At 73.9% G+C, this 14237-nt stretch carries 13 protein-coding genes; 3 read left to right on the plus strand and 10 right to left on the minus strand.

Annotated elements, in window-relative coordinates; translation table 11 throughout:
• Positions 1-39 precede the first annotated feature (39 nt).
• Genes rpmF through ACFVTR_RS12410 form a run of 8 tightly spaced genes read right to left on the minus strand, consistent with a single transcriptional unit; the run spans position 40 to position 9250 of the window.
• The gene (gene rpmF / locus ACFVTR_RS12375) at positions 40-243 is read right to left on the minus strand and encodes a 50S ribosomal protein L32 (protein WP_022887809.1); all 204 of its coding nucleotides are present in this window, start codon (positions 241-243) and stop codon (positions 40-42) included.
• 2 nt (positions 244-245) lie between these two features.
• On the minus strand, positions 246-815 hold the full coding sequence (locus ACFVTR_RS12380) for a YceD family protein (RefSeq protein ID WP_387037652.1): 570 nt from the start codon (positions 813-815) through the stop codon (positions 246-248).
• Positions 816-826: 11 nt separating this feature from the next.
• Positions 827-3214, minus strand: a complete 2388-nt coding sequence (locus ACFVTR_RS12385; RefSeq protein ID WP_387037654.1) for a DUF3488 and DUF4129 domain-containing transglutaminase family protein — start codon at positions 3212-3214, stop codon at positions 827-829.
• Positions 3204-4640 (minus strand): DUF58 domain-containing protein, encoded by a 1437-nt coding sequence (locus ACFVTR_RS12390; protein WP_387037655.1) that lies wholly within the window; start codon positions 4638-4640, stop codon positions 3204-3206. The genes ACFVTR_RS12385 and ACFVTR_RS12390 overlap by 11 nt, the downstream gene beginning before the upstream one ends.
• 1 nt (position 4641) lies before the next feature.
• Positions 4642-5673 carry an AAA family ATPase gene (locus ACFVTR_RS12395; protein ID WP_387037657.1) on the minus strand — a complete coding sequence of 344 codons (1032 nt, stop codon included), beginning with the start codon at positions 5671-5673 and terminating at the stop codon, positions 4642-4644.
• Positions 5670-6161 (minus strand): pantetheine-phosphate adenylyltransferase, encoded by a 492-nt coding sequence (coaD, locus tag ACFVTR_RS12400; RefSeq protein WP_157423978.1) that lies wholly within the window; start codon positions 6159-6161, stop codon positions 5670-5672. Before coaD ends, ACFVTR_RS12395 begins: the two co-directional genes overlap by 4 nt.
• Positions 6162-6212: 51 nt before the next feature.
• Positions 6213-8423 (minus strand): ATP-dependent DNA helicase RecG, encoded by a 2211-nt coding sequence (locus ACFVTR_RS12405; protein WP_387037659.1) that lies wholly within the window; start codon positions 8421-8423, stop codon positions 6213-6215.
• Complete coding sequence (locus ACFVTR_RS12410; protein WP_387037661.1) at positions 8420-9250, minus strand: hypothetical protein; 831 nt, start codon at positions 9248-9250, stop codon at positions 8420-8422. Before ACFVTR_RS12410 ends, ACFVTR_RS12405 begins: the two co-directional genes overlap by 4 nt.
• Before the next feature lie 48 nt (positions 9251-9298).
• Between ACFVTR_RS12410 and rsmD the strand changes: the two genes are divergently transcribed.
• Positions 9299-9892, plus strand: a complete 594-nt coding sequence (gene rsmD, locus ACFVTR_RS12415; RefSeq protein WP_387037662.1) for a 16S rRNA (guanine(966)-N(2))-methyltransferase RsmD — start codon at positions 9299-9301, stop codon at positions 9890-9892.
• Here the strand turns inward: rsmD and thiL are convergent.
• On the minus strand, positions 9862-10878 hold the full coding sequence (thiL, locus tag ACFVTR_RS12420; RefSeq protein ID WP_387037664.1) for a thiamine-phosphate kinase: 1017 nt from the start codon (positions 10876-10878) through the stop codon (positions 9862-9864). The genes rsmD and thiL overlap by 31 nt on opposite strands.
• A 206-nt stretch (positions 10879-11084) precedes the next feature.
• Here thiL and ACFVTR_RS12425 point away from each other — a divergent pair, with 206 nt between their 5' ends.
• Positions 11085-12752, plus strand: coding sequence for a substrate-binding domain-containing protein (locus tag ACFVTR_RS12425; RefSeq protein ID WP_387037666.1), 1668 nt, complete (start codon positions 11085-11087; stop codon positions 12750-12752).
• A gap of 46 nt (positions 12753-12798) precedes the next feature.
• Complete coding sequence (locus ACFVTR_RS12430; protein WP_387037667.1) at positions 12799-13314, plus strand: DUF3515 domain-containing protein; 516 nt, start codon at positions 12799-12801, stop codon at positions 13312-13314.
• Between the two features lie 15 nt (positions 13315-13329).
• On the opposite strand, the gene ACFVTR_RS12435 is transcribed toward ACFVTR_RS12430, so the two are convergent.
• The gene (locus ACFVTR_RS12435) at positions 13330-14229 is read right to left on the minus strand and encodes a hypothetical protein (RefSeq protein ID WP_387037669.1); all 900 of its coding nucleotides are present in this window, start codon (positions 14227-14229) and stop codon (positions 13330-13332) included.
• Positions 14230-14237 lie beyond the last annotated feature (8 nt).

Raw genomic sequence — 14237 nt, forward strand, 5'->3', positions numbered from 1 at the left:
GTTCGCGTCACGACCGGTCGTCGGTGCGTCTCGGGCCGACTAGACGTCGGCGACCTTGCGGCCCTTGTACTCGAGGAAGAGCGGGGTGCCCGCCGAGTCCTCGACGACCTTCGCGCGGTGCGGAAGGCTGTAGGTGACCTTGCCGTTCTCGACGGTCTTGACGAGCGTGGGGACCTCGGCCTTCCACTGCGAACGGCGCGCGTGGGTGTTGGCGCGTGACTTCTTCCGCTTGGGAACAGCCATGACTATCTCTCTTCTCTCTGCTGGTCGGCGCCGGACATGGAATCCGGACCGTTGTCTTCGGAAGCCTGGAACCCCGCAAGCGCGGCCCAGCGAGGATCGCTGTGCTCAGGGGTGACGAGTTCCGGATGATCGGCCAGTCGGACACCGGTCTCGGGGTCGAGACCTGGGCAATCCGGTCGGCACACCGGCTGGAACGGCAGTGCCAGCACTACCGCATCTCGGATGAGTGGTTCAAGATCCACGTGGTCGTCTTGAACCTCATACTCGATGGCTTCCCCGCCATGATACCCGAAGAGTTCTTGGAACTCGACTTGGACGGGCACGGCGAGTTCGATGAGGCAGCGCCCGCACTCGCCGTCGGCGGTCGCGTCGACCTCGGCGGTGACGAGGATGCCCTCGTGCACGGATTCGAGCCGGACGTCGAGATCGATCGCCGCACCCTCCTTCACGGCGACGAGACCTTCGCCGAGTTGCTCGGGCGCGGGCGCGCTGAAGCGCTCCTCGCGCATCTCGCCCGGACGGTTCACGAGATCGCGCACGCTGAGGTCGAACACGGAATGCTTGATGGCCACGATCGACGATTCTACGCGTCGACAGGTGGGCGTTCGCCGAACGTCGGCCGTGCCCGGTCGATCAGCGAGCGCGGCACGAGGGTCGCACGCCATCTGACGGGCAGCGACTCCCCCTCCGCGAGCGCGGCGCAGGCGACCCCGAGCGCCCGCATCAGCGGGTCGGATGCCTCGGCAGCGCCCCCGCCCCGTCCCTCCGGGCGTGGTGCGCCGGCGCCGGATCGCGCCGCCACCGGTCCGTAGCGTTCGCGTTCGACCGCGTCGCGGAGCGTCGTGAGCGCCGCCCGAGCCTCGTCGCCCGTCGCTCCGGCGAAGCCCTCCCGTTCGCCGAGCCGCCCGGCGATCGCGCGCGGGGTCGAGGTCGGCTCGAGACGGAGCCCGAGATCGCGCGCCGTCGCGACGAACTCGTCCCACGCGGCATCCGCCGGCCCGTCGCCGCGTGCGATTCGCCGACGTCGGGAGGCGCGCTGCCCGGCGCGCAGGGCGGCCGGGGCCAGGAGGAGGCCCGCGACGAGGAGCAGGGCGATGCCGCCGCGGAACCACCACGAGTCGGCGGCGGACGCCGTGCCGCTGCTGCCCGTGAGGTTGCGATCGGGGTCGAGCTCGGGCCTCCCGCTCGGCGGCGCGCTCGCGGTGCCCGTGGCGAGCGGCGGTGCCGCCTCGGCGTCACCCGCCCCCGGCCGGGAGTAGTCGGGCACCGTGCCCCGGCCCGGCGTGGGCTCGAAGGGAACCCAGCCGACGCCCTCGAAGTAGAGCTCGGGCCACGCGTGCAGGTCGTGCGAATCGACCTCGACGCGCTGCACGCCGCCGACCCTCTCCTGCGTCGCCGTGCCCTGCGTGTAGCCCACCGAGATGCGCGACGGGATGCCGATCTCGCGGGCGAGCACCGCCATGGTCGAGGCGAAGTGCACGCAGTAGCCCGAGCGCTCCTCGAGGAACTGGGCGATCACGTCGAAGCCGCCGCCGTCGTAGCCGGCCTCGACCGGCGCCTCCGTCGAGTACTCGAAGGCGGAGGAGCGCAGGAACGACTGGATCGCGACCGCCGCGTCGTACTGCGACGCCGAACCCCGTGCGACGGTCGCCGCGGTCTCGGCGATGATGGGCGGCGCGTCGTCGGGCAATTCGAGGAACGCATCGAACTCCTCGCCGGCCTGCCCGCCCGCCGCCCGCAGCTGGGACGGGCTCGGGTCGACCTCGAGCCACGTCGCGCGATAGCGCTGCCCGCCGGTGTCGGCATCGACGCTGCGCACCGTCAGCGGGCCGTCGTCCCAGAACCACGAACCGCTGAGCCCCTCGACCTGCCGGGTCGGGTACGGCAGCGGCAGCCAGGTCGTGCGCACCTCGTCGACGATGATGTCGATCGGATGCTCCGTGGCGGCGACGTCGTCGTCGAGGCCGTCGGGCCGCGGCATGGCGTCGACGGTGTTGTCGGCGTCGACCGGCCGCTCCGTGACACCCCAGGCCTGGCCCTCGAACTGGTCGAGCGTCAGCACCGTGAAGTACGGGCGGTCGTTGTCCCGCGCGAAGTAGTGGAACGCCGGCCGCGGCTCGGGCCGGCGCAGGTCCCGTCCGAGGTCGATGAACGGGCTCACGCCGCGGGCGAAGCTCGTCGACGGCGCGCCCGAACCGAGCAGCAGGCTCGTGGAGATGCTCGGGGTCGAGGCGGTGAGCACCGCGGCCGTGAGGATGCCCACCGCGGTGAGGCCGAGCGTCGCGCCGAGGCTCGAGACGATCGGCACCCGCGCGGGCGGGATGACGGTGGTGCCGCCCGTCTCGTCGTCCCGCTCCGCGGCGGCGAGCAGCGCGCGCCGACGCGCGCGCACGTCGATGCGCAGGAGCAGCAGGTACGAAGCTGCCGAGAAGACGAGCGTCGGCACCTCGGCGCCGGCCTCGATGATGAACCCGGGGATGAGGATCGGCACGAGCGCCGGGGCCGCGGCGAGCGCGGGCATGCGGACCGTCTGGACGAGCACGTCCATGCAGATCGCGAGCACCCCGACGCCGAGGGCGAGGACGAAGTTGAGCGCCGGCACCGGGATCGCCGGCACGGACTGCTGCTGGATCGTGCGCTGGGCGCCGTCGAACAGCTCGCCGAAGTGGACGAAGGTGTCCTGCGTCGGCACGACGAGCGCGAAGCTCGTCGACCCGCCGAACAGCAGCGTGAGGAGCAGCAGGAGCACCACGAGCTCGAGCACGGGCACCAGCGAGGCGGGAACCCGGACCGCACGGAGACCGGCGCCGCCGAACAGCGTGCCGGCCGCGACGAAGGCGCAGAGCCACCACCACCCGCTGCCCGAGATGAGCGGCCCGAGCGCCATCGTCGAGACCGCGAGCAGCAGGAAGCTCGCCGCGGTGAGGGCGAGTCGTTGACCGCGGGTGAGCGGCAGGGCGTCAGGACGCATCGCGCCCCCCTGCCGCCGGACGGGTCGGGGCGCGGCCGGCGACGCCCGCCGCGCTCGCGCGTGCGGAATCCGCCGCTCCCGCCCCGCTCGACCGGTCGTGCTGGGCGGCGCCCGCCCAGGCGTCGCCGATCGTGGCGGCCCGCCGCACGCGCACGACGCGCCAGTCGGCCTGCTCCAGCGCGTCGACGACGCGCGGTGAGACGCCCTCGCCGACGAAGGCGACGGCGGGCTCGAATCCGGTCCGAAGCGAGACGAGCGTCGCGGCATCCTGTTCGTCGGGGTCGACGAGCACCGCGAAGCCCGGCATCCTCGCCTCGCGTGCGCGCACCTCGCCGCGACCGACGCCCTCGGCGATCCGGCTGCCGCGCGCGGCAGAGCCCTCGGCCCGCTCGCCGCGGCCCGGGGTGTCGAGGCGGGCGAGGTCCTCGAGCAGCAGGTGATCGCCGCCGGGCATCCGGTAGGCGCCCGGCACGCCCTCGCCGACGCCGCCGCGACCCGGATCGCCGAGCGGATCGCAGCGGACGCGGAACCCGCGCTCGAGCAGGTGCATGCCGATCGACGCAGCAACCTCGACGCCGAGCTCGAATCCGAGGTGGACGCGGTCGGCCCACTCGGGCCGCTGGCCGCCTGCGGCGAACTGCCCGGAGAGCGTGGTGTCGAGGAGGATCCGGACCTCGGGGTCGCCGCGCTGCTCCTCCTCGCGCACCATGAGCTCGCCGCGCCGGGCCGTCGCCGGCCAGTTCACCCGGCGCAGCGGGTCGCCGTAGCGGTACTCGCGGGCGATGAGCTCGTCGGAGTTCGGGTGGGAGCGCCGCTGCAGCCCGTGCAGCACGCCGTCGACGCTCGCGGCGGAGCCGAGGGCCCGCTCGAGGGGGGTCACCCGGGGCGTCACCACCACCTCGTGGCGGGGTCCTGCGTCGCGGTCGATGCGGGCGAGCCCGAACGGGTCGGCGACCCCGATCCGCATGGGGCCGATGCCGTAGACGCCGCGGCGGGGCAGCCGCAGGCGGTACTCGAGGTGCACGGTGTCGTCGCCCGACGGCAGCACGCCCTCGTACGGGCCGAGGGCCGGCAGCACCGCCTCGGCCGGCGCGTCGAGCCCCTCCGGCACCCGGTCGCGCCAGTGCGCGCCGTCGAGCGTGCGCCGCGAGCGGTTGCGCACCGCGATAGCGACGGCCGTCGAGGTGCCTGCGGCGACGACCGGCGGCGAGAACCTGCGGGTCACGCCGAGCCGCGGCACCCGCAGCGTGACGAAGAGCGCGGCGACCCCGGGCATCGCGATGCCGACGAAGGCGAGCAGCATGATGTCGCGCAGGTCGAACCAGAGCGAGGCGGCGAGGAGCACCGCCCCGACCACCAGCAGTGCGCCGCCACGCCGGGTGAGTCGCGGCCAGGCCGCGACGCGAAGTGGACGGGGGCGCCTCATCTCAGTTCCTTCGTGCGCTGCCGACCGGAACCGGCGTCTCCCCCACGATGCGTCGGACGATGGCGTCGATGAGCGGACCGGCGTCGCGATCGTGCGCCCCGAGCGCACGGCTCGTCGGAACGAGCCGGTGCGCGAGCACCGGAACGGCGAGCGCGTCGATGTCGTCGGGCAGCACGAAGTCGCGGCCGTGCATCGCCGCGTGCGCCTTCGCCGCGCGCACGAGCTGGAGCGTCGCGCGCGGGCTCGCGCCGAGCCGGAGCTGGCGGTCCTCGCGGGTGGCGCGGGCGAGCTCGACCGCGTACTCCTGCACGGGCTGCGAGGTGAACACCTGGTGCACGGCGGCGATCATCGCGCGGAGCTCGCCGAGCGAGACGACCGCGTCGAGCACGTCGAACGGGCTCGAGGTCTCGCGCGTCGTGAGCATCGCGAGCTCGTCGGCCGGCGCGGGGTAGCCCATCGAGATGCGCGCCATGAAGCGGTCGCGCTGGGCCTCGGGCAGCGGATAGGTGCCCTCCATCTCGACGGGGTTCTGGGTCGCGACGACCGTGAACGGCGGATCGAGGCGGTAGGTGGTGCCGTCGGCCGTGACCTGGCGCTCCTCCATGCACTCGAGCAGGGCCGACTGGGTCTTCGGGCTCGCCCGGTTGATCTCGTCGCCGATGACGAGGTTCGCGAAGACCGGGCCGCGCTTGAACTCGAAGCGCCGGCTCGCCTGGTCGAAGACCGACACGCCGGTCACGTCGCTCGGCAGCAGGTCTGGGGTGAACTGGATTCGGTTGACGCTCGCGTCGACCGAGCGCGCGAGCGCCTTCGCGAGCATCGTCTTGCCGACGCCCGGCACGTCCTCGATGAGGAGGTGGCCCTCGGCGAGGAGCACGGTGAGCGCCGCGGTGACCGCGTCGCGCTTGCCGGCGATCACCGTCTCGACGTTCGCCACGATGGCCGCGGCGAGCGACCCGACCTCGTCGATGCCCATGGTCGCGGCGCGCGCCGCCGAACCCGACCCGCCCGTCACCGCGACCTCGCTGCTCATGGCGTCATCGCCACCGCGAGGTAGTCGGCGACCACGGCGGGCACGTAGGGTGCGACGTCGCCGCCGAGCGAGGCGACCTGCCGGACGAGGGAGCTCGACACGTGGGCGTTCGCCGGATCGGGCAGGAGGAAGACCGTCTCGACGCCGGCGAGATGCCGGTTCACGATCGCCATCGGCGTCTCGTACGCGACGTCGAGCTGCGAGCGGACGCCCTTGACGAGCACGCTCGCCCCGACGTCGGTGCAGTAGTCGACGAGGAGGCCCATGCTCCAGGCGGCGACGACGATGCGGCCCTCGATGCCGGCGTCGGCGATCGACTGCTCGATGAGCGAGACTCGCTGGGCGATCGGCAGGAGCGCCGACTTGTCGGGGTTGTGCACGACGACGACGTGCAGCTCGTCGTAGAGGCCCGCGGCCCGCGAGATCACGTCGAGGTGGCCGCGCGTGACGGGGTCGAACGATCCTGGGACGACGGCGATCCGCTGCATACGCACCAGCGTAGCGCCAGCAGGGGCCTCGGCGGCGCCCGGTGGAGAGTCTCAGCCCTTGCTCAGGTACCCGCTCGCCTCGTCGTCGAGGCGTCGGCGGACGGCGGCGGCCAGCGCGGGGTGGCCGGCGAGGGTCGGGTCGACCTCGAGGATCGCCTCGGCCTCGGCGCGGGCGTCGGCGATGACCTCGCCGTCGCGCACCACGCGCAGCAGCTTCAGCGAGGATCGCCCGCCCGACTGCGTCGCGCCGAGCACGTCGCCCTCCTGGCGGAGCTCGAGGTCGACGCGGGCCAGCTCGAAGCCGTCGAGCGTGGCGGCGACGGCCTCGACCCGCTGCAGGGCGAGCGAGTTCGGCGGTGCGCCCGTGACCAGGAGGCACAGCCCGGGCACGGCGCCCCGGCCGACCCGCCCGCGGAGCTGGTGCAACTGGGAGACGCCGAAGCGGTCGGCGTCGAAGACGACCATGACGCTCGCGTTCGGCACGTCGACGCCCACCTCGATGACCGTCGTCGAGACGAGCACGTCGAGCTCGCCGGCGGCGAAGGCGCGCATCGTGCGGTCTTTCTCGTCGGCGCTCATGCGCCCGTGCAGCGGCGCGACGCGGAGCTCGGCGAAGCGGGGGTGCTCGCCCAGCTCGGCGAGCACGGAGGCGACGGACGCCACGGGGCCGGCGCCCTCCGTCTCGCCCGGCGCCGGCTCGGCGCCGTCGTCCTCGGCGACCCGCGTCTCGATCGCCGGGCACACGACGAAGCCCTGGCGTCCGAGGGCGATCTCCTCGGCGAGGCGCTCCCAGACGCGCGGCCGCCAAGCCGGTCGGATCGCGAGCGGCACCACCTGCGACTCGATGCCGGCGCGGCCGGCCGGGAGCTCGGCGATCGTCGAGACGTCGAGGTCGCCGAACACGGTCATCGCGACGGTGCGCGGGATCGGGGTGGCCGTGAGCACGAGCACGTGCGGGGGCTCGGCGCCCTTCAGCCGCAGCGCCTCGCGCTGCTCGACGCCGAAGCGGTGCTGCTCGTCGACGACGACGAGGCCGAGGTCGGCGAAGGTGACCGTGTCGCCGAGGAGCGCGTGGGTGCCGACGACGAGCCGCGACTGCCCGGCCGCGGCGCGCAGCAGCGCCTTCTTGCGTTCGGCGGCCGGCAGCTGGCCGGTGAGGAGCGTGGGGATCAGCTCGGCCGAGAGCTCGGGGCCGAGCATCTTCACGATCGAGCGGAGGTGCTGGGCGGCGAGCACCTCGGTCGGGGCGAGCAGTGCCGACTGGCCGCCCGAGTCGGCGACCGCGAGCATCGCCCGCAGCGCGACGACCGTCTTGCCCGAGCCGACCTCGCCCTGGACGAGGCGGTTCATCGGCACGGGCTCGCCGAGGTCGTGGGCGATCTCGGCGCCGACCTGGTCCTGGTCGCCGGTGAGGGCGAACGGCAGTGCGGCGTCGAATCGCTCGAGGAGCCCGCCGGGCGCCGGGCGGCGGGCGAGGGCGTGGCGCGCCCGCAGGGCGGCGCGGCGTTCGAGCAGCGCCGACTGCAGCACGAACGCCTCGGTGAAGCGGAGGGTGCGTCGGGCCGCCTTCCAGTCGGACTCGCGCTCGGGGCGGTGCACCCGCTCGAGCGCTTGCCGGTGCGGGAGGAGCCCGCGCGCCTCGCGCACCGAGCCGGGCATCGGATCGTCGACCCGGCCGAGGCCGTCGAGCAGCAGCGCGATCGACTTCGCCAGCTGCCAGCTCGCGAGCGTGGAGGTGGCGGGGTAGATCGCGATCGGCGCCTCGGCCCAGCGCTTCGCGGCGGCGTCGCCGACCTCGGCGGGGACCTCGTCGTCGAAGAGCTCGTAGTCGGGATGCGCGAGCTGGCGATTGCCCCGGTAGTCGCCGACCTTGCCGGCGAAGATGCCCCGGCGGCCGGGACGGAGGTCGTTCTCGCGCCACCGCTGGTTGAAGAAGGTGAGGGTCAGCACGCCCGTGCCGTCGGTGATCTTCGCCTCGACGATCGAGCCCCGGCGCTGGCGCATCTCGCGGACGCGCACCTCGATCACCTCGGCGACGATCGTGACGTTCTCGTCGAGCGGGAGCGACGCGAGCGCCGTGAGCTCGCCCCGCAAGGCGTATCGCCGCGGGTAGTGCGCGAGGAGCTCGCCGACCGTGACGTAGCCGAACGCCCGCTCGATCGCCTGGGCGGTGCGCCCGCCGAGGGCTCCCGCCAGCTTGGAGTCGAGCGTGTAGCTGCCGGGGGTCGCCTCCTCCGGGGCGTCCGCTGGTCGTGCGGTCATGCCTCGATCGTAGGCGGCGCCTCCGTCAGCGCCGCGAGCTCGGCCTGCACGTAGGGGTCGTCGGGACGCTCGGCCGCGAGGGCGCGCTGGAGCTCGAGGGCCTCGTCGTTGCGGCCGAGGCTGCGAAGGCACCGCGCGACCGACCACTTCGCCACGTGCCGCTGCTGGGCGGTGCCGTACGCCTCGGCCGCCCGTGCCGCCTCCTCGAACTGCATCAGCGCACCGGTGAGCCGGCCCGAGTCGTGCAGGGTCCAGCCGAGGTTGTTGTGGAGCGCGACGCCCCAGCGGCGTAGCCGCGGGTCGCGGGTGCCGTCGAGCACGTCGAAGCCCTCGGTCGCCCATTCCTCCTCGTGGCCGACGTCGTTGAGCGCGAGCATGTGCAGGGCGTCGAGCACGAGGAAGGTCGAGCCGGCGATCGCGGCCTCGCGCACCCCGCGCGTCAGTTCGGGGACCGCATCGGCGGGCCGGCCGTCGGTCGCGGCGAGCCGGCCGCGCTCGATCGCGACCCGGGCGCGCAGTTCGGCGGCGAAGGCGGCGGGCTCGTCGACGGCGACGGGCAGGGCCGCGACCCGGTCGAGCACGGCGAGCGCCTCGTCGCCCCGCCCGAGGAGGCCGAGGGCGCGGGCGAGCTGGGTCTGCACGACGGCCCGGGTGTGCGCGGTCTCCGACTCGTCGTCCGCGAGCCCGCGGAACCGCTCGGCGCTGGCCTCGGGATCAGCGAAGTCCCAGAGGCGATCGAGCAGCTGCTGCTCTCCGACCCGGTGTCGCGACGGTTCGGCGGGCGCGCGGTCGGTCGAGCCGGTCTCTTCATCAATGGGGGCAGGCACCCCTCCATCATGGCAGCGCCGAGCGGGCGTCGATATGCTGCCGGGAGCATGACCCGCATCATCGCCGGATTCGCCGGCTCACTCAGCCTCCAGGTTCCGCGTTCCGGCACCCGCCCAACGAGCGACCGCGTGCGCGAGGCGATCTTCTCCGCGCTCGAGGCCAGGGACGCCATCCACGGCGCACGCGTGCTCGATCTCTACGCCGGCTCCGGCGCGCTCGGCCTCGAGGCCGCGAGCCGGGGCGCCGCCGAGGTCGTCCTCGTCGAACGCGCGAAGCCCGCCTCCGAGATCTGCCGCCGCAACGCCGACGCCGTGAGCCGCGCCGACGGCGGGCGACACCCGGTGCGCGTGCGCGTCGTGGCGCGCGCGGTCGCCGCCTACCTCGAGGGGGCGGCGGGGCCGTTCGACCTCGTGTTCATCGACCCGCCCTACGATCTCACCGAGACCGCGCTCGCGCACGATCTCGAGCTCCTCGCCCCGCTCCTGTCCGACGACGCGGTCGTCATGGTCGAGCGCAGCAGCCGCTCGCCCGAGCCCGCGTGGCCCGCAGGCCTCGCACCCGAGCGGCGACGCGACTACGGCGAGACGACGCTCTGGTGGGCCGCGGCCGATCAGCCGGCGCGGCCGTCCCAGCCCGAGTAGGGATCCCACCCGTCGGCGGTGATCGACCGGCCGTCGACCCGTAGCTCGCCGGGGGCGTCGACGACGCGGCCGATCGCCTCGAACGGCACGGGAAGCGACGTTCCCGCCGGGAAGGTCGCGAGCAGGCCGTGGTCTTCGGCGCCGGCGAGGGCGAGGCGCACCTCGGCGCCGAGCGCAGCGCCGTCGAAGTCGAGGCCGACCGCGCTCGCCTCGGCCAGCCGCCGCGCGTCGCGCGCCAGCCCGTCGGAGACGTCGAGCATGGCGGTCGCGCCCGCCTCGGCCGCGGCGACCCCGGCCGAGACGGGGGGTTCGGGTGCGAGCTGAGCGGCGATGAGGCTCGGATGCCTCGCGCGCAGCGCGGCGGCGCGTTCGGGATCGGGTTCGCCCGAGGCATCCACCCCCTCGGCGAAGAGGAGGCGGAGGCCCTGCGCCGCGTCGCCGCGGGCGCCGGCGTGCGCGAGGACGTCGCCGACCCGCGCGCCCGACCGAGTCACCGCCGTCCGGCCCTCGAGGTCGCCGAAGGCGGTGACCGTGATCGTCAGCACGGACGAGGCCGAGAGGTCGCCGCCGACGACCCCGGCTCCCGGCGCGAGCGCCGCGAGCCCCTCGCGCAGCCCGTCGGCGATGCCCTCGAGCACCCCGACGTCGAGCGTCGGCGGCGCAGCGATCGCGACGACGAGCGCCGTCGGGCGGGCGCCCATCGCGGCGACGTCGGTGAGGTTCGTCGCGGCCGCCTTCCAGCCGAGCTCGAAGGGCGTCGACCAGGCGAGGCGGAAATCGGGGCCGTGGACCATCATGTCGCAGGTGACGACGAAGCGGCCGTCGGGTGCGGCGACCACCGCGGCGTCGTCGCCGGCGCCGAGCAGCGCCGATCCGCCGGGGTGCAGGCGCGGCAGGATCCGTGCCAGCACGGCCTGCTCGCCGAGCGCTCCGATCGTCTCGGTCGTCACGGGGTCGGCAGCGGTGAGGGGACGGTCGTCGGACATCCCCTCAGCGTAGGTGACCCGCCGGGCGCCGATAGTGTGTAATGGTTCTTTACGAATTCGGCGGCGATGCCTACGCTGGGTTCGCGGAACCCGACCCGCGGTGGACGACCCTGCCACCGCCCTGCGATGGAGCGAGCGTGAGTCGACGGAGCGAACGAGCAGCGGACCGTCGGCGACGCCGTCGGACGACCATCGCGATCGCGGCGGTGTCCGCGACCGTCGCGCTCGTCGGCATCGCGGGCGTCGCCGGCGTCGCCTGGGCGAGCGGCGAGCTCGAACGCTGGCAGAACCCCGAGATCCCCTGCACGTCCCCGGCCGAGCTCAGCGTCGTCGCCGACCCGGCGATCGCCGCGACCGTGAAGGCGATCGCCGCCGACTACGACGCGAGCGAGAAGTCGTGCTCCCGGACCGAGGTCGTCTCGCAGGCGTCCGTCGACACCGCCGCGATGCTCGCCTCGGGCAACGCCGCCGAGCTCGACGCCTGGATCCCCGACTCCCCCGTCTGGCTCGTCCGCATGTCGAGCACCGCGAGGTCGCTCGGCCGGCCGGTTCCGAACTTCGCGCTCGAGCGATCGATCGCCTCGAGCCCCGTCGTCTTCGCCGCCCCGGCCGAGCGGGCGAGCGAGCTCGGCGATGCCGCACCCGGCTGGAACGCGCTCATGAAGGGCGACTTCACGGCGCTGCTCGCCGACCCCGAAGCCTCATCGGCGAGCCTCAGCGCACTCCAGGCGATGGAGCGGCGGGCCGACATCGGTGCGCCGCGGCAGTTCCAGTCCGCGATGATCCAGCTCAACGACACCGTGCTGCCGACGGCGGCCGACGCGTTCGCCGAGCTCGGCTCCCGCGCCGCCGGAACCTTCGCGGTCGCCAGCGAGCAGCAGATCGCCCTGCACAACCGGGAGGCGGGATCCTCCCCGCTCGTCGCCCTCTACCCCTCCGACGGCACGCTCGCCCTCAGCTACCCGTTCCTCCGCTCCCTCGACGAGACCGAGCTCGCGAAGAACCTCCCCGCCTCCGACGCCGAGCGCGCGCCCGAGACCGCCGAGTCGCGTGCGCTCGAACTCCGGGCGACAGAACTCGACGGGCTGAAGCTCGCGCTCTGGGGCGCGAAGGACGCCTTCGCCGCCGACGGCTTCCGCGACGGCGTCGGATCGGGCGAGCTCGAGCAGGAGGGCGTCCTCGCCGAGGCCGTCGCCGTCGACACCGCCGCCGCAGGCGCCCAGGTCGCGATCCTCCGCACCTGGGGCGTCCTGAGCCTGCGTTCGCGCATCCTGTCCGTCATCGACGTCTCGGGATCGATGGAGGAGCCGACGGTGACCGGCCTCCGGCGGATCGACCTGCTCACCCAGGCGACGAGCTCGACGCTCGCCCAGTTCTCGGGCGACGTCGATCTCGGGCTCTGGATCTTCTCGACCGAGCGCGCCGGCGACCGCGACTGGGAGGCGCTCGCCCCCATCGAGCGACTCGGCGACGAGGCGCAGAAGGCGAGGCTGGGTACCGCCATCGCCTCCCTGCCCGGGCGACTCGGGGGCGCCACGGGGCTCTACGACACCACCCTCGCCGCCGTCGCGCACGTGCGGTCGACGTACGACACCGGCAAGGTGAACTCGGTGCTCCTGCTCACCGACGGCCGCAACGAGGACGAGAACGGGATCTCGCTCGACCAGCTGCTCGCCCAGCTCGCCGACCTGGACGACCCGGCCCGGCCAGTGCCCGTCATCATGGTCGGCATCGGACCCGACACCGATGTGAAGGCGATGCGGGCGATCGCGAAGGCCACGGGCGGAGCGGCGTACTCCGCGGCCAAGCCGCAGGACCTGAGCGTCGTGCTCACGGACGCCCTCTCGCAGCGGGCCTGTCGCCCCAACTGCTGACGGATGTCGCAGCGGGCACTCGGGATCGGCCACTACCCTGAAGGGGATGGAACACCCGACCGGCCGCACCCTCCGCTCCCCGCGACCCCGCCGACTCCGCTTCGCTGCACTGCTCGTCGCCGGCGCCGCCGCCCTCGCTCTCAGCGGGTGCAGCCAGGCCGTGCCGATCGACCCCGCCGCCGATGCGAGCGATCCCGACTGCGCCGCGGTCGTCGTGCGCCTGCCCGACTCGATCGCGAGGGACACCGGCCAGGAGCAGGCCGAGCGCGAGACCAACGCCCAGGGCACCGGCGCATGGGGCTCCCCCGCCTCCGTGCTGCTCCGCTGCGGCGTGCCGGCGCCCGGCCCCACGACCGACCGCTGCGTGAGCGTGAACGGGGTCGACTGGGTGATCGACGAGTCCGACGCCCCGAACTTCCGCTTCACGACCTACGGCCGCACCCCCGCCGTCGAGGTGCTCGTCGACAACGACGTCGTCTCGGGCACCACGGCGATCACCGAGCTCTCGTCGGCCGTCTCCGTCATCCCGTCCACGGGCGGTTGCACCACGACCGAGGGCTGAGGGCCGCGAGCCGGCTCAGTCCGCAGGCCGGCGGACCGCGTCGATCGCGTCGGCGATCTCGACGAGCAACGGCAGCAGCCACCGCCACGTCTCGGGATCGTCGCCCGCGAGCTGCTCGGGCGAGGTGAGGATGAGCCGATCATCGACGATCTCGAGATCGAGTCCGCGGGCGGTGTACTGCTCGACGAGCTCGGGCCCGAACACGGTGCGCCCGAGCAGTGCCCGCACGGTCTCGCTCCGACCGATCTGCGACGAGACCGCGAACCGCGCCGCGAGCTCGTCGCCGTGCTCGAGCCCGGCGAGGTCGACGTCGCCGAGCGCGACGTCGACGGGCCCGGGAGGCGACTGCCGGGAGGCCGCGCTGCGTCGCCGCAGGTCGACCGTGCATCGAGGCGCCTCGTGCTGCAGCCTCGCCGAGGCGTAGCCCCACGACATCCGCACGCTGTCCCGGTAGCCGGTCGAATAGGCGTGGTTGCCGACTTCGATCTCGCGCGCCCCGTCGAAGGCGACGACGTCGTTCGACACGGCGACCGAGCCGATGCCGAAGATGCGCCCAGGTCGCTCGGGGTCGGTGACCCGCGGCAGATACCGCGCCCCGTTGCGCTCGGCGAAGCGCTGCATGCGGAATCGTCGGATCCTCCCCGCATCGGCTCGGTTCCGGGTCACGACGACGACGATCGCCGCGACCACGATTCCGACGAACGCAGGAAGCGCTGCCCCGAGCGGGCCCCAGAGCGTGACGAAGATCATCGCGACGAGCCCGCAGACCACGAAGACCAGCCCGATGACGACGCACCCGCCGAGCGCCTCGTACCGCGCGAGCCCCTGCTCGCGCGCAAGTTCGCGGGCGCGCTGCACCGCCGCAGCGTCAGCAGGCTCGGTCAGGGGTGCGAGATCGAGCTCGGCGGACTTCATGCCGGCCC

This window comes from Agromyces sp. NPDC058126 (assembly GCF_042884595.1).
In the GTDB taxonomy this organism is placed as follows: Bacteria; Actinomycetota; Actinomycetes; order Actinomycetales; family Microbacteriaceae; genus Agromyces.

Bases quoted from the DNA above. Each gene is read 5' to 3' on its own strand.
- coaD (WP_157423978.1), bottom strand. From the start codon at position 6,161: ATGCAGCGGATCGCCGTCGTCCCAGGATCGTTCGACCCCGTCACGCGC.
- rsmD (WP_387037662.1), top strand. From the start codon at position 9,299: ATGACCCGCATCATCGCCGGATTCGCCGGCTCACTCAGCCTCCAGGTT.
- rpmF (WP_022887809.1), bottom strand. From the start codon at position 243: ATGGCTGTTCCCAAGCGGAAGAAGTCACGCGCCAACACCCACGCGCGC.
- ACFVTR_RS12430 (WP_387037667.1), top strand. From the start codon at position 12,799: ATGGAACACCCGACCGGCCGCACCCTCCGCTCCCCGCGACCCCGCCGA.
- thiL (WP_387037664.1), bottom strand. From the start codon at position 10,878: ATGTCCGACGACCGTCCCCTCACCGCTGCCGACCCCGTGACGACCGAG.
- ACFVTR_RS12385 (WP_387037654.1), bottom strand. From the start codon at position 3,214: ATGCGTCCTGACGCCCTGCCGCTCACCCGCGGTCAACGACTCGCCCTC.
- ACFVTR_RS12390 (WP_387037655.1), bottom strand. From the start codon at position 4,640: ATGAGGCGCCCCCGTCCACTTCGCGTCGCGGCCTGGCCGCGACTCACC.
- ACFVTR_RS12395 (WP_387037657.1), bottom strand. From the start codon at position 5,673: ATGAGCAGCGAGGTCGCGGTGACGGGCGGGTCGGGTTCGGCGGCGCGC.
- ACFVTR_RS12435 (WP_387037669.1), bottom strand. From the start codon at position 14,229: ATGAAGTCCGCCGAGCTCGATCTCGCACCCCTGACCGAGCCTGCTGAC.
- ACFVTR_RS12405 (WP_387037659.1), bottom strand. From the start codon at position 8,423: ATGACCGCACGACCAGCGGACGCCCCGGAGGAGGCGACCCCCGGCAGC.